The organism is Brevundimonas sp. ALps5 (assembly GCF_058681645.1).
In genome coordinates this window covers 394,266-410,941 of record NZ_CM178744.1, presented here as the reverse complement: position 1 = coordinate 410,941, position 16,676 = coordinate 394,266, and the positions used below count along the sequence as shown (strand labels likewise).

General features: G+C 68.7%; 14 protein-coding genes. 8 read left to right on the top strand and 6 right to left on the bottom strand.

Annotation, left to right across the window (positions count from 1 at the left end):
• Nucleotides 1-16 precede the first annotated feature (16 nt).
• From ACW172_RS01665 to ACW172_RS01650, 4 genes are all read left to right on the top strand, one after another.
• Nucleotides 17-889, top strand: coding sequence for a polyprenyl synthetase family protein (locus tag ACW172_RS01665; protein WP_492034920.1), 873 nt, complete (start codon nucleotides 17-19; stop codon nucleotides 887-889).
• A gap of 118 nt (nucleotides 890-1,007) precedes the next feature.
• Nucleotides 1,008-2,918 carry a 1-deoxy-D-xylulose-5-phosphate synthase gene (dxs, locus tag ACW172_RS01660; RefSeq protein WP_492033463.1) on the top strand — a complete coding sequence of 637 codons (1,911 nt, stop codon included), beginning with the start codon at nucleotides 1,008-1,010 and terminating at the stop codon, nucleotides 2,916-2,918.
• Nucleotides 2,919-2,953: 35 nt separating this feature from the next.
• Nucleotides 2,954-3,499, top strand: a complete 546-nt coding sequence (locus tag ACW172_RS01655; protein WP_492033462.1) for a DUF2239 family protein — start codon at nucleotides 2,954-2,956, stop codon at nucleotides 3,497-3,499.
• The gene (locus tag ACW172_RS01650) at nucleotides 3,496-5,178 is read left to right on the top strand and encodes a methyltransferase domain-containing protein (protein WP_492033461.1); all 1,683 of its coding nucleotides are present in this window, start codon (nucleotides 3,496-3,498) and stop codon (nucleotides 5,176-5,178) included. Before ACW172_RS01655 ends, ACW172_RS01650 begins: the two co-directional genes overlap by 4 nt.
• Here ACW172_RS01650 and ACW172_RS01645 read toward each other — a convergent pair.
• The 3 genes from ACW172_RS01645 to kduI are packed head-to-tail and all read right to left on the bottom strand — an operon-like array spanning nucleotide 5,175 to nucleotide 7,814.
• On the bottom strand, nucleotides 5,175-6,194 hold the full coding sequence (locus ACW172_RS01645; RefSeq protein WP_492033460.1) for a PfkB family carbohydrate kinase: 1,020 nt from the start codon (nucleotides 6,192-6,194) through the stop codon (nucleotides 5,175-5,177). The genes ACW172_RS01650 and ACW172_RS01645 overlap by 4 nt on opposite strands.
• Before the next feature lie 20 nt (nucleotides 6,195-6,214).
• On the bottom strand, nucleotides 6,215-6,973 hold the full coding sequence (kduD, locus tag ACW172_RS01640; RefSeq protein WP_492033459.1) for a 2-dehydro-3-deoxy-D-gluconate 5-dehydrogenase KduD: 759 nt from the start codon (nucleotides 6,971-6,973) through the stop codon (nucleotides 6,215-6,217).
• A 7-nt stretch (nucleotides 6,974-6,980) separates the two neighbouring features.
• Nucleotides 6,981-7,814 carry a 5-dehydro-4-deoxy-D-glucuronate isomerase gene (gene kduI, locus ACW172_RS01635; protein WP_492033458.1) on the bottom strand — a complete coding sequence of 278 codons (834 nt, stop codon included), beginning with the start codon at nucleotides 7,812-7,814 and terminating at the stop codon, nucleotides 6,981-6,983.
• Nucleotides 7,815-7,983: 169 nt separating this feature from the next.
• Here kduI and ACW172_RS01630 point away from each other — a divergent pair, with 169 nt between their 5' ends.
• A complete protein-coding gene (locus ACW172_RS01630) occupies nucleotides 7,984-8,646 on the top strand; it encodes an RpiB/LacA/LacB family sugar-phosphate isomerase (RefSeq protein ID WP_492033457.1) in 663 nt (220 codons plus the stop codon).
• A 164-nt stretch (nucleotides 8,647-8,810) separates the two neighbouring features.
• Here ACW172_RS01630 and ACW172_RS01625 read toward each other — a convergent pair whose 3' ends face one another.
• Nucleotides 8,811-8,990 (bottom strand): hypothetical protein, encoded by a 180-nt coding sequence (locus ACW172_RS01625; protein WP_492033456.1) that lies wholly within the window; start codon nucleotides 8,988-8,990, stop codon nucleotides 8,811-8,813.
• 135 nt (nucleotides 8,991-9,125) lie between these two features.
• On the bottom strand, nucleotides 9,126-10,178 hold the full coding sequence (locus ACW172_RS01620; RefSeq protein ID WP_492033455.1) for a LacI family DNA-binding transcriptional regulator: 1,053 nt from the start codon (nucleotides 10,176-10,178) through the stop codon (nucleotides 9,126-9,128).
• A gap of 167 nt (nucleotides 10,179-10,345) precedes the next feature.
• Between ACW172_RS01620 and ACW172_RS01615 the strand changes: the two genes are divergently transcribed.
• Both ACW172_RS01615 and ACW172_RS01610 read left to right on the top strand, forming a co-directional pair.
• On the top strand, nucleotides 10,346-11,164 hold the full coding sequence (locus ACW172_RS01615) for a 2-keto-4-pentenoate hydratase (RefSeq protein ID WP_492033454.1): 819 nt from the start codon (nucleotides 10,346-10,348) through the stop codon (nucleotides 11,162-11,164).
• 91 nt (nucleotides 11,165-11,255) lie between these two features.
• Entirely contained in the window at nucleotides 11,256-12,548 is a 1,293-nt protein-coding gene (locus ACW172_RS01610; protein ID WP_492033453.1) for an MFS transporter, read from the top strand.
• 70 nt (nucleotides 12,549-12,618) lie between these two features.
• Here the strand turns inward: ACW172_RS01610 and ACW172_RS01605 are convergent, their stop codons facing one another.
• A complete protein-coding gene (locus tag ACW172_RS01605; RefSeq protein WP_492033452.1) occupies nucleotides 12,619-13,881 on the bottom strand; it encodes an MFS transporter in 1,263 nt (420 codons plus the stop codon).
• A gap of 182 nt (nucleotides 13,882-14,063) precedes the next feature.
• Here ACW172_RS01605 and ACW172_RS01600 point away from each other — a divergent pair, with 182 nt between their 5' ends.
• Nucleotides 14,064-16,676, top strand: a complete 2,613-nt coding sequence (locus ACW172_RS01600) for a glycoside hydrolase family 3 C-terminal domain-containing protein (RefSeq protein WP_492033451.1) — start codon at nucleotides 14,064-14,066, stop codon at nucleotides 16,674-16,676.

The following is a 16,676-nucleotide window of genomic DNA, read 5'->3' as shown; positions in this document are numbered from 1 at the left end:
GCCCGAACAGTCGGTCATCGACCGTGTCGCCGAGGTCGCCGACCTCGTCACCGTCGCCCTGGACCAGCTTCTGCCCCGCGCCGACGGCCCCGAGTCCCGTCTGACCGAGGCCATGCGCTATGCGGCGCTCGGACCGGGCAAGCGGCTGCGGCCCTATTTCGCCATGGAGGCGGCGCGGCTGTTCGACATCGAGGAGCGGCCGGTGCTGCGCGCCGCCTGCGCCCTGGAATGCGTCCACGCCTACAGCCTTGTCCACGACGACCTGCCGGCCATGGACAATGACGACATGCGTCGCGGCCGTCCGACCCTGCACATCGCCTATGACGAGGCGACGGCCATCCTCGCCGGCGATGCGCTGCAGACCGCCGCCTTCGACATCATCCTGCACGAGGACACGCACGAGGACGCCAATGTCCGCTGCGAACTGGCCCGGCGCCTGTCCTATGCGTCCGGCGCGCGCGGCATGGCCGGCGGCCAGATGATCGACCTGCTGGGCGTGCGCGACGACCTCGGCGGCGTCGCCCGGATGCAGCGCCTCAAGACCGGCGCCCTGTTCACCTACGCCTTCGAAATCCCGCTGATCATCGCCGACGCGCGCGAGATCCATCAGCAGGCCCTGATCAATTTCGCCCACGACATCGGCCTCGCCTATCAGATCGTCGACGACCTGCTGGACGTCGAGGGCGACGAGGACATCCTCGGCAAGGCCGCCGGCGGCAAGGACGCGGCCATGGGCAAGACCAATTTCGTCACCTTGCTGGGCGTCGAACAGGCCCGCCACCGCGTCGCCCATCTGGCCGATCAGGCCCGCAGCCATCTGGACGTCTTCGGCCACGACGCCCTCAACCTCCAGGCCAGCGTCGACTACGTTCTGAACCGGCGTTCCTGATCCGTTTCTGGACGGATTGTCCACGGCGGGAACATCCTGTCTGCCTGAGGCTTGCCTAAAGTCCGTGGCGGCCACATGGACACTCGCGCCTTTTCCGATCTCGGACTACATAGTTGAAATGCCTGAGACCCCTCTGCTCGACACCGTCAACGTCCCCGCCGATATGCGCGGGTTCGACATCGCCCAGCTCAAGCAGCTGGCCGAGGAGGTTCGGGCCGAGACGATCGACGCGGTTTCGGTCACCGGCGGCCATCTGGGCGCGGGTCTGGGCGTGGTCGAGCTGACCACGGCGCTCCACGCCGTCTTCGATACGCCGAAGGACATCCTGATCTGGGACGTCGGCCACCAGTGCTATCCGCACAAGATCCTGACCGGTCGTCGCGACCGCATCCGCACCCTGCGCCAGCCCGGCGGCCTGTCCGGCTTCACCAAGCGTAGCGAGAGCGAATACGACCCCTTCGGTGCGGCTCACGCCTCGACCTCGATCAGCGCCGCCCTCGGTTTCTGCGCCGCCCGCGACCAGAAGGGCGAGACCAACAAGGTCGTCGCGGTCATCGGCGACGGCTCCATGTCGGCGGGCATGGCCTATGAGGCGATGAACAACGCCGCCGAGACGACCAAGCAGCTGGTCGTCATTCTCAACGACAACGACATGTCGATCGCCCCTCCGGTCGGCGGCATGAGCGCCTATCTGGCCAAGCAGGTCTCGGGCGGCGCCTATCAGAACTTCCGCCGTCTGGGCCGCTCGGTCGCCCAGCACATGCCGCGTCCCTTCCGCGAGGCCGCGCGCAAGGCCGAGGAATACGCCCGCGGCATGGTCGTCGGCGGCACCTTCTTCGAGGAACTGGGCTTCTACTACATCGGGCCGATCGACGGCCACGACATGGACAATCTGGTCCCCATCCTGAAGAACGCCGCCGCCATCACCGACCGTCCGGTGCTGGTCCACGTCGTGACGCAGAAAGGAAAGGGCTACGCCCCCGCCGAATCCAGCGCCGACAAGCTGCACGCGGTGGTCAAGTTCGACGTCGTCTCGGGCAAGCAGTCCAAGTCGGTCTCCAACGCCCCCAGCTACACCAAGGTCTTCGGGACCGAGCTGATCAAGCGGGCCGAGCGCGACCCCTCGATCGTGGCCATCACCGCCGCCATGCCCTCGGGCACGGGTCTGGACCTGTTCGGCCAGGCCTTCCCGGCCCGGACCTATGACGTCGGCATCGCCGAGCAGCACGCGGTCACCTTCGCCGCCGGCCTCGCCGCCGACGGGATGAAGCCCTTCTGCGCCATCTATTCGACCTTCCTGCAGCGCGGCTATGACCAGGTCGTCCACGACGTGGCCATCCAGTCCCTGCCGGTGCGCTTCGCCATGGACCGCGCCGGTCTGGTCGGCGCCGACGGCGCGACCCACGCGGGCTCCTTCGACATCGGCTTCATGGGCGCGCTTCCGGGCATGGTCCTGATGGCCGCCGCCGACGAGGCCGATCTGGCCGCCATGATCGCCACCGCCTGCGAGATCGACGACCGCCCCTCGGCCTTCCGCTATCCGCGCGGCGACGGCGTCGGCGTCGAGATCCCCGAGCTGGCCGCCCCGCTGGAGATCGGCAAGGGCCGCATCGTGCGCGAGGGGACGGCCGTCGCCATCCTGTCGCTGGGCACCCGCCTGCAGGAATCGCTCAAGGCCGCCGACCTGCTGGCCGCCCGCGGCGTCTCGGCCACCGTCGCCGACGCCCGCTTCGCCAAGCCGCTCGACGCCGACCTGATCCTGCGTCTGGCCCGCGAGCATGAGTGCCTGATCACGGTGGAGGAGGGCGCCATGGGCGGCTTCGGCGCCTTCGTGCTTCAGCTTCTGGCCGAGAAGGGCGCGCTCGACGCCGGCCTCAAGGTCCGCACCCTGCACCTGCCCGACGTCTTCCAGGACCAGGACACCCCCGCCGGCATGTATGCCACCGCCGGCCTCAACGCCGACCAGATCGCCGCCTCGGCCCTCGTGGCCCTTGGCGTCGCGGACGGGCGGGGTGCGGTAAGGGCCTGATTGCCGTTCTGGTAATATCCGGGTAAATTCTCCGGATGACCGTCAGCTGCACCGCCTTCGCCGGAGACCGCCGTATCGCCTCGGGCGCGCCGCGCGACGTCGTCCCGGCCGTCAAGGCGGCGACCGAGGCCGGTGAGAGCGTCCTGATCTTCGACGACGCCGATGCGAAGCCTGTCGAGTTCGACCTGCGCGGCGACCTCGACGCCGTCCTCGCCCGCCTGCCGGTTCCGGTCGAGGAGAAGCGCGGCCCGGGCCGTCCGAAGCTCGGCGTCACCGCCCGCGAGGTCACCCTTCTGCCGCGGCACTGGGACTGGCTGGCGGCCCAGCCCGGCGGCGCGTCGGTCGCCCTGCGCAAACTCGTCGAGGGCGCCCTGCGTGAGGCCGAGGGCCCCGACCGCGCCCGCAAGGCGAAGGAAGCCGCCTATCGCTTCATGACCGCCATGGCCGGCGACCGCCCGGCCTATGAGGCCGCCGTCCGCGCCCTGTTCGCCGACGACTGGCCCGGCTTCGACGCCGCGACGGGCGGCTGGCCCGCCGACGTCCACGAGATGGCGGCGCGCCTGACCGGTCCGGCCCGTTGAGCGACCCCGACGCCCTTCTCAAGACGGCCCGGGCGCTGGAGGCTGCGGGCGACGACGCGGCCGCTTTCCAGACCTTCAAGGCCTGCGCCCAGACCCATCCCCACACCGCCGCCGCCTGGCTCGGCGCCGCCCGCATCCTGATCCGTCAGGGCGACCGGGGGCTGGCGACCCAGGTGCTCAGCACCGGCCTGCGCGCCGTGGGCGAGACCGACCGGGGCCGCTTGGCCGCCGCCTTCGCCGCCCAGCTCGGCGCCTTCTCCGGCCGGACGTATCACCCGAAGCTGGAGCAGGATCTTCTCGCCTGTTTCGCCGAACCCGCCGTCGAGCATCAGGCCCTCGCCCGCGTCACCGCCGAGCTGCTGCTGGCGCGCGAGGGCTCGGGCGCAGCCCCGGCGGACCTCGACGCCGTCGCCGGCGACCCGCTGTGGCTCGCCTTTCTCTCCCTGTGCCTCAATGTCGAGGCGGCGACGGAGGCGCGGCTGGTCATCCTGCGCGCCTGTCTGATGTCCCGGGTGGGGGAGGGGAGCGTTCCCGCGGCGCTGGAGCCCCTGACCTGCGCCCTCGCGCTTCAGGCCTTCGCCGGCGAGTATCTGGCGCCCGGTTTCGAGGCCAGTGACCCTCTGCTCCGGACCCTTTCGTCGCCCCTCGCCGACCTGAGCCCCGGCCCCGACCTCATGGAGCGGCTGGCCGCCGTTCCCGGCGGGCTCGGAAGCCTGCTGATCAAGCGCACCCTCGACGATCTGGTCGTCGAGCGGCGGCTGGCCCGCGCCTTCCCGACCCTGGCCGAACACAGCGATCATGACACGGAGGACGCCGTCTCCGCCGCCGTGCGTCATCAGTACGAGCTCAACCCCTATCCCCGGTGGTCAGAGCCGCCGACCCCCGATCAGCGTCCCCTGGCCTCCGTCATCGCCGCGCTTGCGGGGATCACCGACCCCGGCCCGATCCGTCGCCTGCTCATCGCCGGCTGCGGCACGGGCTATGAGGCCATCGACCTGGCCCGCACCGATCCGGACCTGCGCATCACCGCCATGGACCTCAGCCGCCCCAGCCTCGCCTATGGCGCGCGCATGGCGACCGAGCTCGGCGTCCGCGCCATCGACTTCCGTCAGGGGGACATCCTCGATCTGGACCGGTTGGAGGGCGCATTCGACGTCGCCGTCTCAACCGGGGTCCTGCATCACATGGACGACCCGGCGGCGGGTCTGGCCTCGGTGGTCGGGACCCTGCGCCCCGGCGGCGTCATCCGCCTTGGCCTCTATTCGGAGCGCGCCCGCGCCGCCGTCCGCGCCGCCCAGGCCGAGATCCGTTCATGCGGCCTGACGCCGACCCCCGACGACATCCGCGCCTTCCGCCGCATCGTCCTCGACGCTTCGCCGGCCTCGCCGCTCGCGCCCCTGCGGACCAGCGACGACTTCTACAGCCTCAGCGGCTGTCGCGATCTCGTCTTCCATGTGCAGGAACGAGCCTATGACCCCTTGGGCCTCATGGACCTGCTGGCGGGCGCCGGCCTGACCCTCGTCGGCTTCGATGCGCCGGAGGAGGCCATCGCCCGGTTCCGCGAGCGTCACGGTCCGTCGGCGAATGCGCTCGACCTGATCCTCTGGGACGCGGTCGAGGCCGACCATCCCGGCTTGTTCGCCGGGATGTATCATTTGTGGGCCCGCAAGCCTGATTAGCGTTTGATGTCGAACCCGTCGGCGTCCATCGCGGCGCGGACCTCGGCGGCGGTGAACAGGTTGAAGTCCCCGTGCACCGAATGCTTCAGCCCCGCAGCCGCCAGGCCGAAGGCCAGGGCCTCTTCATCCGACCAGCCGCTCCAGACGCCGAACAGCACGCCCGAGGCAAAGGCGTCGCCGCCCCCGACCCGGTCGATGACGCCCGTCAGGTGGATCGGATCGGCGTGCACTTCACCATCCCGCGTCAGCATCACCGCCGACAGGGCCTGATCCGCCACGCTCTCCTGAATCCGCAGGGTGCAGCAGATGCGCTCCAGCTTGGGGAAGGCCTCGAAGGCCGCCAGCGCCGCCATCCGCCGCCGCTCATGCGGATCGTCGGACACGAAGGTCTTGCCCAGCACCAGGGCGAAGTCGCGCTCGTCGGCGAAGGCGATCGAGGCGGTCGACAGCATATGACCGAGCGTCTTGGGCGGATCGCCCGCCCATTCGCCCCACAGCTTGCCGCGGAAGTTTCCGTCGAAGGAGACCTTCACCCCGGCCCTGGCGGCGGCGTCCACGGCCTGGATCGCGGCGCGGGTGCCGGTCGGACCGACCGCCGGGGTCACGCCCGAGACGTGCAGCCACTCGACGCCCTCCAGTAGGGCCGGCCAGTCGAAGGCTGTGTCCACATGCTGGACGAAGGCCGAGCCGGCGCGGTCGTACAGCACATCGGCCGGACGGCGCACCGCGCCCGGCGTCATGAAATACAGGCCCATGCGGCCGAGCCGGAACTCCACGCCCGAGGTCTCGACCCCGTGGCGGCGCAGCTCGTCGCGCACGCCATAGCCCAGCGCATTGTCGGGCAGGACGGTGGCGGCGGCCACGGGCGCGCCGAAGCGGGCCAGGGACACGGCCACATTGGCCTCGGCGCCGCCGGGGCGGACCGTCAGGGTGTTGCCCTGCATCAGCAGCTCGCCCTCGGGCGGGTTCAGACGCAGCAGCATTTCGCCGAAGCAGAGGATCTTTTTCGCGGTCATGTCAGGACGCTAGCGCGGTATCAACGCGCCAGCCAGCCGCCGTCGACCGGCAGGGTGATGCCCTGCACATAGTCCGACGCGCTCGACGACAGGAAGACCGCGGCGCCGCCGATGTCCGACGGATCGCCCCAGCGTCCGGCCGGGATGCGGCCCAGGATCTCTTTCGAGCGCACCGGATCGTCCTGCAGGGCCTGGGTGTTGTCCGTGGCGAAATAGCCGGGGGCGATGGCGTTGGCGTTGATGCCGTGCTTGGCCCACTCATTGGCCATCAGCTTGGTCAGGCCCGCGACGCCGGACTTGGACGCGGTATAGGACGGCACCCGGATGCCGCCCTGGTAGGACAGCATGGAGGCGGTGTTGACGATCTTCCCGCCGCGATTGCCCGCGATCATGGTCTTCACCACGGCCTGGCTCAGGAAGAAGACGGTCTTCAGGTTGACGTTCATCACGTCGTCCCAGTCCTGCTCGGTGAAGTCGACCGCGTCGTTGCGGCGGATGATGCCGGCGTTGTTGATCAGGATGTCGATGGGGCCCAGGCCCTTTTCGGCTTCCTCGATGATGCGGCCGATCGGCTCCATCGACATCAGGTCGGCCTGGATGGAGAGGGCGCGGCGGCCCTTGGCCAGGACCTTGCCGACGGTGTCGTCCGAGGCGCGGCGGGCGACCGAGGCGATGTCGGCGCCGGCGTCGGCCAGGGCCAGGGCGATGCCCTGACCGATGCCCACATTGCCGCCGGTGACGAGGGCGACCTTGCCTTCAAGGCTGAACGGATTGGTCATGACAGGCCTACTTGAGTTGACAGATATCGAGCACGTTCATGTCGGTATAGTCGACGTTCTCGCCGCCCATGGCCCAGATGAAGGTGTAGTTGGAAGTTCCGGCGCCCATATGGATCGACCAGGGCGGGCTGATCACGGCCTCACTGTCGGCCATGACGATATGTCGCTGGGCGTCGGGCCGGCCCATGAAGTGATAGAGGCGGTTCTCGTCGCCCAGTTCGAAATAGAAATAGGCCTCGGAGCGACGCTCGTGCACGTGCGGCGGCATGGTGTTCCACACGCTGCCGGGCTTCAGCATCGTCAGCCCCATGACCAGCTGGCACGACTTGCACACGCCGGGGATGATGTACTGGTAGATGGTCCGGTCGTTGGAGGTTTCCAGCGACCCACGCTCCATCGAAATGGCCTGGTCGATGGAGATCTGCTGCACCTCATAGGCCGCATGGGCCGGGGTGGAGACCAGGTAGAAGCGCGTGTCGCCCGCGAAGCTGACCTCGGCCGAACCCATCGGGATATAGAGGCCGTCCTTGGGCTTCAGGGTGAAGGTCCGGCCGTCGACGGTGACGGTTCCCTCGCTCTGGCCGACATTGATCGCGCCCAGCTCGCGGCGCTCCAGATAGGGCTTGCCCGCAGCTGAGGCCGGCTCGATCTGGACGGGCAGGCTGACGGTTCCGCCCGCCGGTTCAGCCCCGCCGATCACCATCCGGTCCATATGGGTGTAGTTGAGCCGCACCTCGCCCGGTGCGAACAGGTCCTGGATCAGGTAGCGGTCGCGCAACTCGTCGGTCGTGGCGCCCGCCATCGACGAGGGATGGGTGGCGTGGTAGGTTTTGCGGTACATTCGGTGATCCTCCCACCTGTCGTTGCGACGGTTGGTAACCGGTGTCATATTCAAATGCAAATACAGGAGCGGTGGTGTAGACCGCCATCTTGATCCCGATACCCCCCAACGCACGCCGGGCGAAGTTCATAACGAACGCGGCCGTCTGCATCCGACCAAGAGGAAACCGATGAAAATCGCCCTGATCGTTGAAAACAGCCAGGCCGCCAAGAGCGCCACCATCCACGACGCCCTGACGTCGGTCGCCGTGCCCCTGGGCCACGAGGTCTTCCACTACGGCATGTACGCGCCGGAGGACAAAGCCTCCCTGACCTACGTCATGAACGGCCTGCTGACCGGCATCCTGCTCAACTCGGGCGCCGCCGACTTCGTCGTCACGGGCTGCGGCACCGGCATGGGCTCCATGCTGGCCGCCAACTCCATGCCCGGCGTCTTCTGCGGCCTGGTCATCGACCCGACCGACGCCTTCCTGTTCGGCCAGATCAACGACGGCAACGCCATCTCCATGCCCTACGCCAAGGGCTTCGGCTGGGCCGCCGAACTGAACCTGCAGGACGTCTACAAGAAGCTGTTCGAAGGCGAGCGCGGCCTGGGCTATCCCAAGGAGCGCGCCGAGATCATGGCGAAGAACCGCGGCATCCTGAAGTCGCTGAAGGCCGTGACCTGCCACGACATGCTGACCGTCCTGAAGACCGTCGACCAGGACCTGCTCAAGGCCGCCATCGCGGGTGAGAAGTTCCAGGAATACTTCTTCGCCAACGCCACGGACGCCGGCATCCGCGACTACATCCAGTCGGTCCTCGCCACTGCGCCGGTGCTTGAGCCCGCCTGAGGCTTTTCAGGCTGAGGCCTGAACGAACGACGCCGGAGACCTGCGGGTCTCCGGCGTTTTTTGTGCTCCGGGTAGAACGCCACGCCACGGAACTTTTCTGGTCTCATGCCTGAAAGCGGACCCTTAGAATGTCTGAGAAGGGTGGGAAGCGGACACGCGGTTGATCACTTACTGACGTCTTCCGGTCCATATCCAACGCCAAACAGCGAGAACGCGCCTATCACAGCGAAGAATCCGAGAAACAGAACCCAGCCTTCCCAAGTTCTGGGAAATAGCGGCTTGCCAATACCCGGCCCGAACCAGTCGAGCGGGTGATTAAAGCGAAAGCGGCGGCGGGTTTTCATAACGCGAGTATGTCTGGTCGCCGCGTCCTCGCCAATGTCCGCAATGGGTCGGATGCCGACAATCGCTCATGCGCCGATAGCATACATCGAGTGAGTTTCGCGGAACGCGCAATACCGGTCGGATCGCGACCGGCCCTAGTTCGGCGTCGCCGGAATGTCCGACTTGCGCACCACCAGCGAGGGCCGGACCTCCGGCTGGTCCAGCTTGGCCGGGTCCTGACCGCGCATCGGGGCCAGCAGCTTCTCGGCCGCCATCCGGCCCATGTCGCGGATCGGCAGGCGCACCGAGGTCAGATTCGGCCAGACGCGCGAGGCCATGGGCAGGTCGTCGAAGCCCACCACCGACAGATCGCGCGGCAGCTCCAGCCCGCGCTCGCGCGCCGCCTGCATGACCCCGATGGCCATGTCGTCGTTCAGGGTGAAGATGGCGGTCGGCGGGGTCGGCATCGCCAGCAGGGCGTGCCCGGCCTCGACCCCCGATTCGAAGGTATAGGCGCCCTCGATCTCGTAATCCGGGTTCATCGGGATGCCGCGCTCGGCCAGGGCGTCGCGGAAGCCGCCCCCGCGCACGGTCGAGGAGCGGAACAGGGCAGGGCCGCGCACCAGACCGATTCGGGTATGCCCCAGGTCGGCGAGACGCCGGGCGGCCTCGGCGGCGCCCAGATGGTCATTGGTCACCACCATCGACCCCGGCTCGTCCAGTGAGATCGATGCGATCCGGACATAGGGACAGTCGAGTTCGCGCAACAATGCGATGACCCGCTCGTCCTCCGACATCGACGGCGGCATGATCACGCCGAACAGCCGTTGGCGCTCGATGAAGCCCCGGATGTCATCGATCAGGGTCTCGGAATTGCGGTTGCAGGGGTGGACGACCAGCTCCAGCCCGGAGCCCTTCAGGGCGTCCAGCACGCCCTGCTGCATGTTCACGACATAGGTCGGCGAAGGGTTGTCGTAGATCAGCCCGACCAGGAAGGACCGGCGGAAGGCCAGGCCCCGCGCCTGCGGGTCCGGGGTGAAGCCCAGCTCCGCGATCGCCTTCTCGACGCGCTCGCGGGTGTCGCCCTTCACGAAGGGCGACTGGTTGATGACGCGCGACACCGTCTTCTTGGACACCCGGGCGACCCGGGCGACATCGTTGATGGTGGCGCGCTTGCCGGACTTCGCGCCGCGCGGATCGTCTGTCACCCAAGCTTCCTCGTTATCGTGTTTCGCCAAGGCATAGCCGTGTCCGGAGCAAAGCGCCACGGGTGTCGCAAGAACCGCATTGACACCGGTTTCCATGCCCGCCCATATTCCGCGCCTTATCGAGGGTCTTTCGTGTTCGCGACGACGTTTTCAAAGGGAGGGGCGCAATGAACGCCTCCAGTGCCGCCGCCGCTACGGGCGCTCAGGATCCGGCGGCCACCGCCGAGGCCTTCGTCTCGGCGCGTCTGGCCGCGCGGGCGACGCCTGACTATCCGGGCGTGCTGCCGACCACCATGGACGAGGGCTATGCGGTCCAGGAGATCGCCATCGGCCTGTATCCCGACCAGATCATCGGCTGGAAGGTCGGCGGCGTCGCCCCGGCCCGTCAGTCCGCCCTGGGCACGCACCGTCTGGCCGGCCCGATCTTCGCCCGCAACAAATGGCCCATCGAAGGCGACGTCGTGGTCAAGGCGATCGAGGGCGGCTTCACGGCTATCGAGGCCGAATTCCTGGTCCGCATCGGCCCGAACGTCGATCCGGCCAAGACCGAATGGACCATCGAGGAGGCGACCGCCGCCGTCGACGGCGTCTTCATCGGCCTGGAAATCGCCGGCAGCCCCCTGTCGGCCATCAATGATCTGGGCCCGCCCATCGTAGCCTCCGACTTCGGCAACAACGCCGGCATCTTCGTCGGCCCGGCCCTGACCGACTGGCAGACGCAACTGCCGGCGATCCAGGTCGAGAGCATTATCGACGGAGTGTCGGTTGGAACCGGCGGCTCGCCGTCGCTCGAGGGCGGCGCCCTCGAATCGGTGCGCTTCCTGCTGGGGCACTGCGCAAAGCGCGGCCGTCCGCTGACGGCGGGGATGCTGGTTTCCTCCGGCGCCGTCACCGGCGTGCACCGGATCCATGCCGGCAGTGACTTCACCTGCGACTTCAAGGGCGTGGGCATCATCAAGGGCACGGTCGTCAAGGCTGAAGCCTAGAGCTATCATCGTAGCGCCAACCCGCCGGCCCGCATGACGCGGGGACAGGTCGGGACGCGCGAGGAATACAGTACGGGAACGGGGTTTCATCATGACCGACACGACGACCACGCCGCCGCCGATCACGGTGAAAGCGCCGGCGCCGGGCAAATACCGCTGGATCATCATGTGGCTGCTGTTCGCGGCCATGGTGATCAACTACGTCGACCGTCAGATGATCGGCTTCCTGAAGCCGACCCTGTCCAAGGAGATGGGCTGGTCCGAGACGGACTATGCCGACATCGTCTTCTACTTCCAGGCCACCTACGCCCTGTTCTACGCGATCTGGGGCCGGCTGATGGACAAGATCGGCGCCCGCTTCGGCCTGGGCATCGCCTTCCTCATCTGGCAGATCGGCCACATGTTCCATGGCGCGGCCAAGGACCTCAGCCACTTCATCTTCGCCCGCATGCTGCTGGGCGTCGGCGAGGCCGGCGGCTTCCCCGGCGGCATCAAGGCCGTCGCCGAATGGTTCCCCAAGAAGGAACGCGCCTTCGCCACCGGCCTGTTCAACGCCGGCACCAACATCGGCGCCATCGTCACCCCGCTGATCGTTCCGGTCCTGGTCCTGGCCTTCGGCTGGCAGATGGCCTTCGTCATCACCGGCGTCCTGGGCCTGATCTGGCTGCCGATCTGGCTGCTGGTCTACCGCAAGCCGCGCGACCAGAAGCGCCTGTCCGCCGCCGAACTCGCCTATATCGAACAGGATCCGGCCGATACCGAAGCCAAGATCGGCTGGGGCAAGCTGCTCACCGTCAAGGAAACCTGGGCCTATGCCGCCGGCAAGTTCCTGATCGACCCGATCTGGTGGATGTTCCTGTTCTGGCTGCCGGACTTCCTGGGCAAGCGTTACGGCCTGGACCTGAAGACCTTCGGTCCGCCGATCGTCGCCATCTATCTGCTGTCGGACTTCGGTTCGGTCGGCTTCGGCTGGCTGTCCTCGCGGATGATGCATATGGGCGTCAGCCTGAATGCGGCGCGCAAGATCACCATGCTGATCTGCGCCCTGCTGGCCGTGCCCGTCATGTTCGCCGCCATGGCCTCCAGCCTGTGGATCGCCGTCCTGATCATCGGCGTCGCCACCGCGGCCCACCAGGGCTTCTCGGCCAACCTCTACGCCCTGCCGGGCGACGTCTTCCCGCGCAAGGCCGTGGGCTCGGTCGTCGGCATCGGCGGGATGATCGGCGGCATCGGCGGCATGGTCTTCTCGAAGTACGTCGGCCAGATCCTGGAGACGATCGGCACCTACACCCCCATCTTCATCGTGGCGGGCTCGGTCTATCTGATCGCCCTTCTGGTCATCCACCTGATCATGCCGAAGTACGCCCCCGCCAAGGTGGATTAGCCAAGGATCAGGGTCGGACTTCAATCCAACGACTGACGGCGCCGCTCCCCGGAGCGGCGCCGTTTTCGTATCAGGCGGCGGCCACGGCCGGCCTGGGCCGGAAGCCGCCGATGAAGACCAGCGACGCCGCCACCGCGAAGGCCCCGGCCAGCAGGAAGGCGGGGTTGTAGGTCCCCGTGGCCTCCCGGATCGCCCCGGCGCCGAAGGCCGCGACCGCCGCCCCCATCTGGTGCGCCACCAGCACCCAGCCGAAGACGATCGGGGCGTCGCGCTCGCCGAACGACTGGTTGGCCAGCTTGACCGTCGGCGGCACCGTCGCGATCCAGTCCAGGCCGTAGAAGACCGCGAACCCCGTCAGACTGGCCGGGCCGAAGTCGATGAAGGGCAGGGCCAGCAGCGACAGCCCTCTCAGCCCGTAATAGACGGCCAGCAGCCGCCGGGGATCGTACCGGTCGGTCAGCCAGCCCGAGGCCGTGGTCCCGATCAGGTCGAAGAAGCCCATCATCGACAGCAGGCCCGCCGCCGCCACCGGCGCGATGCCGTGGTCGCCGCAGAAGGCGATCATATGGGTCCCGACCAGCCCGTTGGTCGTCAGGCCGCAGACGAAGAAGGTCCCGGCCAGCAGCCAGAAGACCGGCGTCTTACCCGCGCGCACCAGAGCCTCGATGGCCAGCCAGGGCGTTGCCGCCTGTTTCATCGGCGGGGCGGGCGGGGTGTCGGCGGCCTCGCCGAAGCGCCGCGTCGCCCGGTCCTCGGGCCGCTCGGGCACCAGCAGGGCCACCAGCGGGATCAGCACCGCGCAGCTGGCGCTGACGGTCAGCACCACCGGCTTCCACGCCCCCGTCTCCGAAAGCCAGGCCAGCACGGGCAGGAAGACCAGGGCCCCGGTCGCCGTCGAGGCGCTGAGCAGCCCCATGACCAGTCCCTGCCGCGTGGCGAACCAGCGATTGACCACCGCCGCCCCCAGCACCGAGGCCACGGCGCCCGATCCGATCCCCGACAGCAGGCCCCAGGTCAGGATGTAGTGCCAGGGCTGGCTCATCCACTGGCTGGCGAAGGTGGCGACCGCCATCAGGGCCAGACCCGCCAGCATGGTCCGCTTGATGCCGAAACTGATCATCAGGGCCGCCGCGAACGGTCCGACCGCCCCGTACAGCAGGATGCCGATCGCCGCCGCCAGCGAGATGGTCGCCCTGTCCCAGCCGAAAGCCAGTTCCAGCGGGACCATCAGCACCCCGGGCGCGGACCTCAGCCCGGCTGAGAACAGCAAAGCAAGAAAGGTCACCGCGACCACCAGCAGGGCGGGGTGGAAACGCTTGGGCAGGGTCGGCATCGGCAGCCTCGCTCGGAGAAGGCGCGACCCTAACCGCAACCGCCGCGATGGCCGAACGAGGAAACTTCGCCGCGCCTGTGAGCCGGCTTATGGATCGGGTGCGCTGCCATTCCGATGTGGCGCGTCATTTGTATGATGATATGGTCATTCCAGACGCGACGAACGCGCATGGGAGACGCCGGATGATCCTCAGACCCTTGCTGACGGCGCTCGCCCTCGCTCTCGCCCTGACGGCTCCCGTCGCCCGCGCCCAGACCGCGCCGGCCCAGCCCTCCGCCGAGGCCCGCGCCGCCGAACTGGTCGCGCGCATGACGCTCGCCGAGAAGGCCTCCCAGATCCAGCACGACGCCCCGGCCATCCCGCGCCTCGGCGTGCCCGCCTACAACTGGTGGAGCGAGGGTCTGCACGGCGTCGCCCGCGCCGACGTCGCCACCGTCTTCCCCCAGGCCATCGGCATGGCCGCCACCTGGGATACCGGCCTGATCCATCAGGTCGCCGACGTCATCGGCACGGAGTTCCGCGCCAAATACCTGGCCGGCCTCGCGCCCGACGGAAGCTCGCGCCAGTATCGCGGCCTGACCGTCTGGTCGCCCAATGTGAACATCTTCCGCGACCCGCGCTGGGGCCGGGGGCAGGAGACCTGGGGCGAGGATCCGTATCTGACGTCGCGCTTCGGCGTCGCCTTCATCGAAGGGCTGCAGGGTGACGATCCCCTGCATCCCAAGACCATCGCCGCCGTCAAACATTTCGCCGTCCACAGCGGTCCCGAGGCCGGCCGCCACCGCGACGACATCCACCCTTCGGCGCGCGACCTGACCGAGACCTATCTGCCCGCCTTCCACGCCGCGATCACCGAAGCCCACGCCCGGGCCCTGATGTGCGCCTACAACGCCGTCGACGGCCTGCCGGCCTGCGCCAGTCCGGCCCTGCTGCACGACCGGCTGCGCACCGACTGGGGCTTCGACGGCCATGTCGTCTCCGACTGCGCCGCCGTCGCCGACATCTATCTGCCGACCTCCCACGCCACCGTCGCCACGCCCGAGGAGGCGGCGGCCCTCGCGCTGAAGTCGGGCACGGACCTGTTCTGCGACTTCGTCGCCAACGGCACCGCCCGGCCCGAGACCACCGTCCGCGCTGTCGAGCAGGGCCTCGTCAGCGAGCAAACCCTCGACGCCGCCCTGATCCGCCTGTTCACCGCCCGCTACCGCCTCGGCACGCTGGATGCGCCCTCCGCCGGCGCCTTCGCCGACATCAAGGCCACCGACTTCGATACCCCCGAGCACCGTGCCCTGGCGCTCGAGACCGCGCGCCGTTCGCTGGTTCTGCTCAGGAACGACGGCCTCCTGCCGCTGAAGAGCGCGCCGCGCCGCATCGCCGTCATTGGCCCCAACGCCGACAGCCTCGACGCCCTGACCGGCAATTACAACGGCACGCCCTCCGCCCCCGTCACCCTGCTGGCCGGTCTGAAGGCGCGCTTCCCCGACAGCCAGGTGACCTTCGTCGAGGGCACGGGCTGGGTCGCCCCGCCGCTGGAGGACATTCCCGACGCCGCCTTCTGCCGCGACGCCGCCTGCGCCCAGCCGGGTCTGCGCGCCGAAGAGTTCTCCGGCCCCGAGCTCGACGGAACCTCCGTCGTCCGCGACGACGTCAACGTCGCCTTCAGCTGGGGTCGCCCGACCCGTCAGGAGCGCCAGACCTCGATCCGCTGGACCGGCTTCCTCAAGGTGACCGAGCCCGGCGAGTACCGCTTCCGCTACACCGGCGACAGCGGCTACCGCGTCTATGTCGACGACAGGCTGATCGCCGACGTCTGGGACGCCGCCTGGCCCACGTCGGACACCGCCGTCACCCTCGAGGCCGGCCGCACCTACGCCTTCCGTGTCGAGGCCTCCCAGAAGGGCTCACGCGCCACCCACCGCCTGCGCTGGAGCCGCCCCGGCACGGGCGACGCCACGGCTCTGGCCGCGGCCCGTGACGCCGATCTGATCGTCTTCGCCGGCGGCCTGACCGCCCGTCTGGAAGGTGAGGAGATGTCCGTTCAGGCCCCGGGCTTCGCCGGCGGCGACCGCACCAGCCTCGACCTGCCCGCGCCGCAGGAACAGCTGCTGGAGCGCCTCCACGCCCTCGGCAAGCCCGTCATCCTCGTCACCATGAACGGCTCGGCCATGAGCCTGAACTGGGCCAGTCAGAACCTGCCCGCCGTCATCGAGGCCTGGTATCCGGGCGGGGAGGGCGGCCGCGCCGTCGCCGAGCTGATCGCGGGCGACTTCAGCCCCGCCGGCCGTCTGCCCCTGACCTTCTACCGCTCGGCTGACGACCTCCCGGCCTTCACCGACTATTCGATGGACGGCCGCACCTACCGCCGCTTCACCGGGACGCCGCTGTACCCGTTCGGCTACGGCCTCAGCTACACCCGCTTCGCCTATGGCGCGGCTCGACTGGATCACGCCCGCATCGCCGCCGGCGCCCCGGCCCGGGTCTCAATCGAGGTCACCAACGCCGGTGATCGCGACGGCGACGAGGTGGTTCAGCTCTATATCTCCCGCCCCGTGGCGGGCGCCCCCATCCGCAGCCTCGCGGGCTTCCAGCGCATCGCCCTGAAGGCCGGTGAGGCCCGCCGCGTCACTTTCGACATCCCGGCCGTGGCTCTGGGCGTCGTCGATGACGCAGGCAAACGTCAGGTCCCCGCGGGCGACGCCGCTCTGTGGATCGGCGGCGGCCAGCCGGGCACGGGCGCGCAAGGGTCTGCCGCGACCCTGACGATCACCGGCTCGACGGAGGTCGCCGCCTTCTGA

Bases quoted from the DNA above. Each gene is read 5' to 3' on its own strand.
- kduI (WP_492033458.1), bottom strand. From the start codon at position 7,814: ATGTACCGCAAAACCTACCACGCCACCCATCCCTCGTCGATGGCGGGC.
- ACW172_RS01600 (WP_492033451.1), top strand. From the start codon at position 14,064: ATGATCCTCAGACCCTTGCTGACGGCGCTCGCCCTCGCTCTCGCCCTG.
- ACW172_RS01615 (WP_492033454.1), top strand. From the start codon at position 10,346: ATGAACGCCTCCAGTGCCGCCGCCGCTACGGGCGCTCAGGATCCGGCG.
- ACW172_RS01655 (WP_492033462.1), top strand. From the start codon at position 2,954: ATGACCGTCAGCTGCACCGCCTTCGCCGGAGACCGCCGTATCGCCTCG.
- ACW172_RS01605 (WP_492033452.1), bottom strand. From the start codon at position 13,881: ATGCCGACCCTGCCCAAGCGTTTCCACCCCGCCCTGCTGGTGGTCGCG.
- dxs (WP_492033463.1), top strand. From the start codon at position 1,008: ATGCCTGAGACCCCTCTGCTCGACACCGTCAACGTCCCCGCCGATATG.
- ACW172_RS01630 (WP_492033457.1), top strand. From the start codon at position 7,984: ATGAAAATCGCCCTGATCGTTGAAAACAGCCAGGCCGCCAAGAGCGCC.
- kduD (WP_492033459.1), bottom strand. From the start codon at position 6,973: ATGACCAATCCGTTCAGCCTTGAAGGCAAGGTCGCCCTCGTCACCGGC.
- ACW172_RS01645 (WP_492033460.1), bottom strand. From the start codon at position 6,194: ATGACCGCGAAAAAGATCCTCTGCTTCGGCGAAATGCTGCTGCGTCTG.
- ACW172_RS01625 (WP_492033456.1), bottom strand. From the start codon at position 8,990: ATGAAAACCCGCCGCCGCTTTCGCTTTAATCACCCGCTCGACTGGTTC.
- ACW172_RS01610 (WP_492033453.1), top strand. From the start codon at position 11,256: ATGACCGACACGACGACCACGCCGCCGCCGATCACGGTGAAAGCGCCG.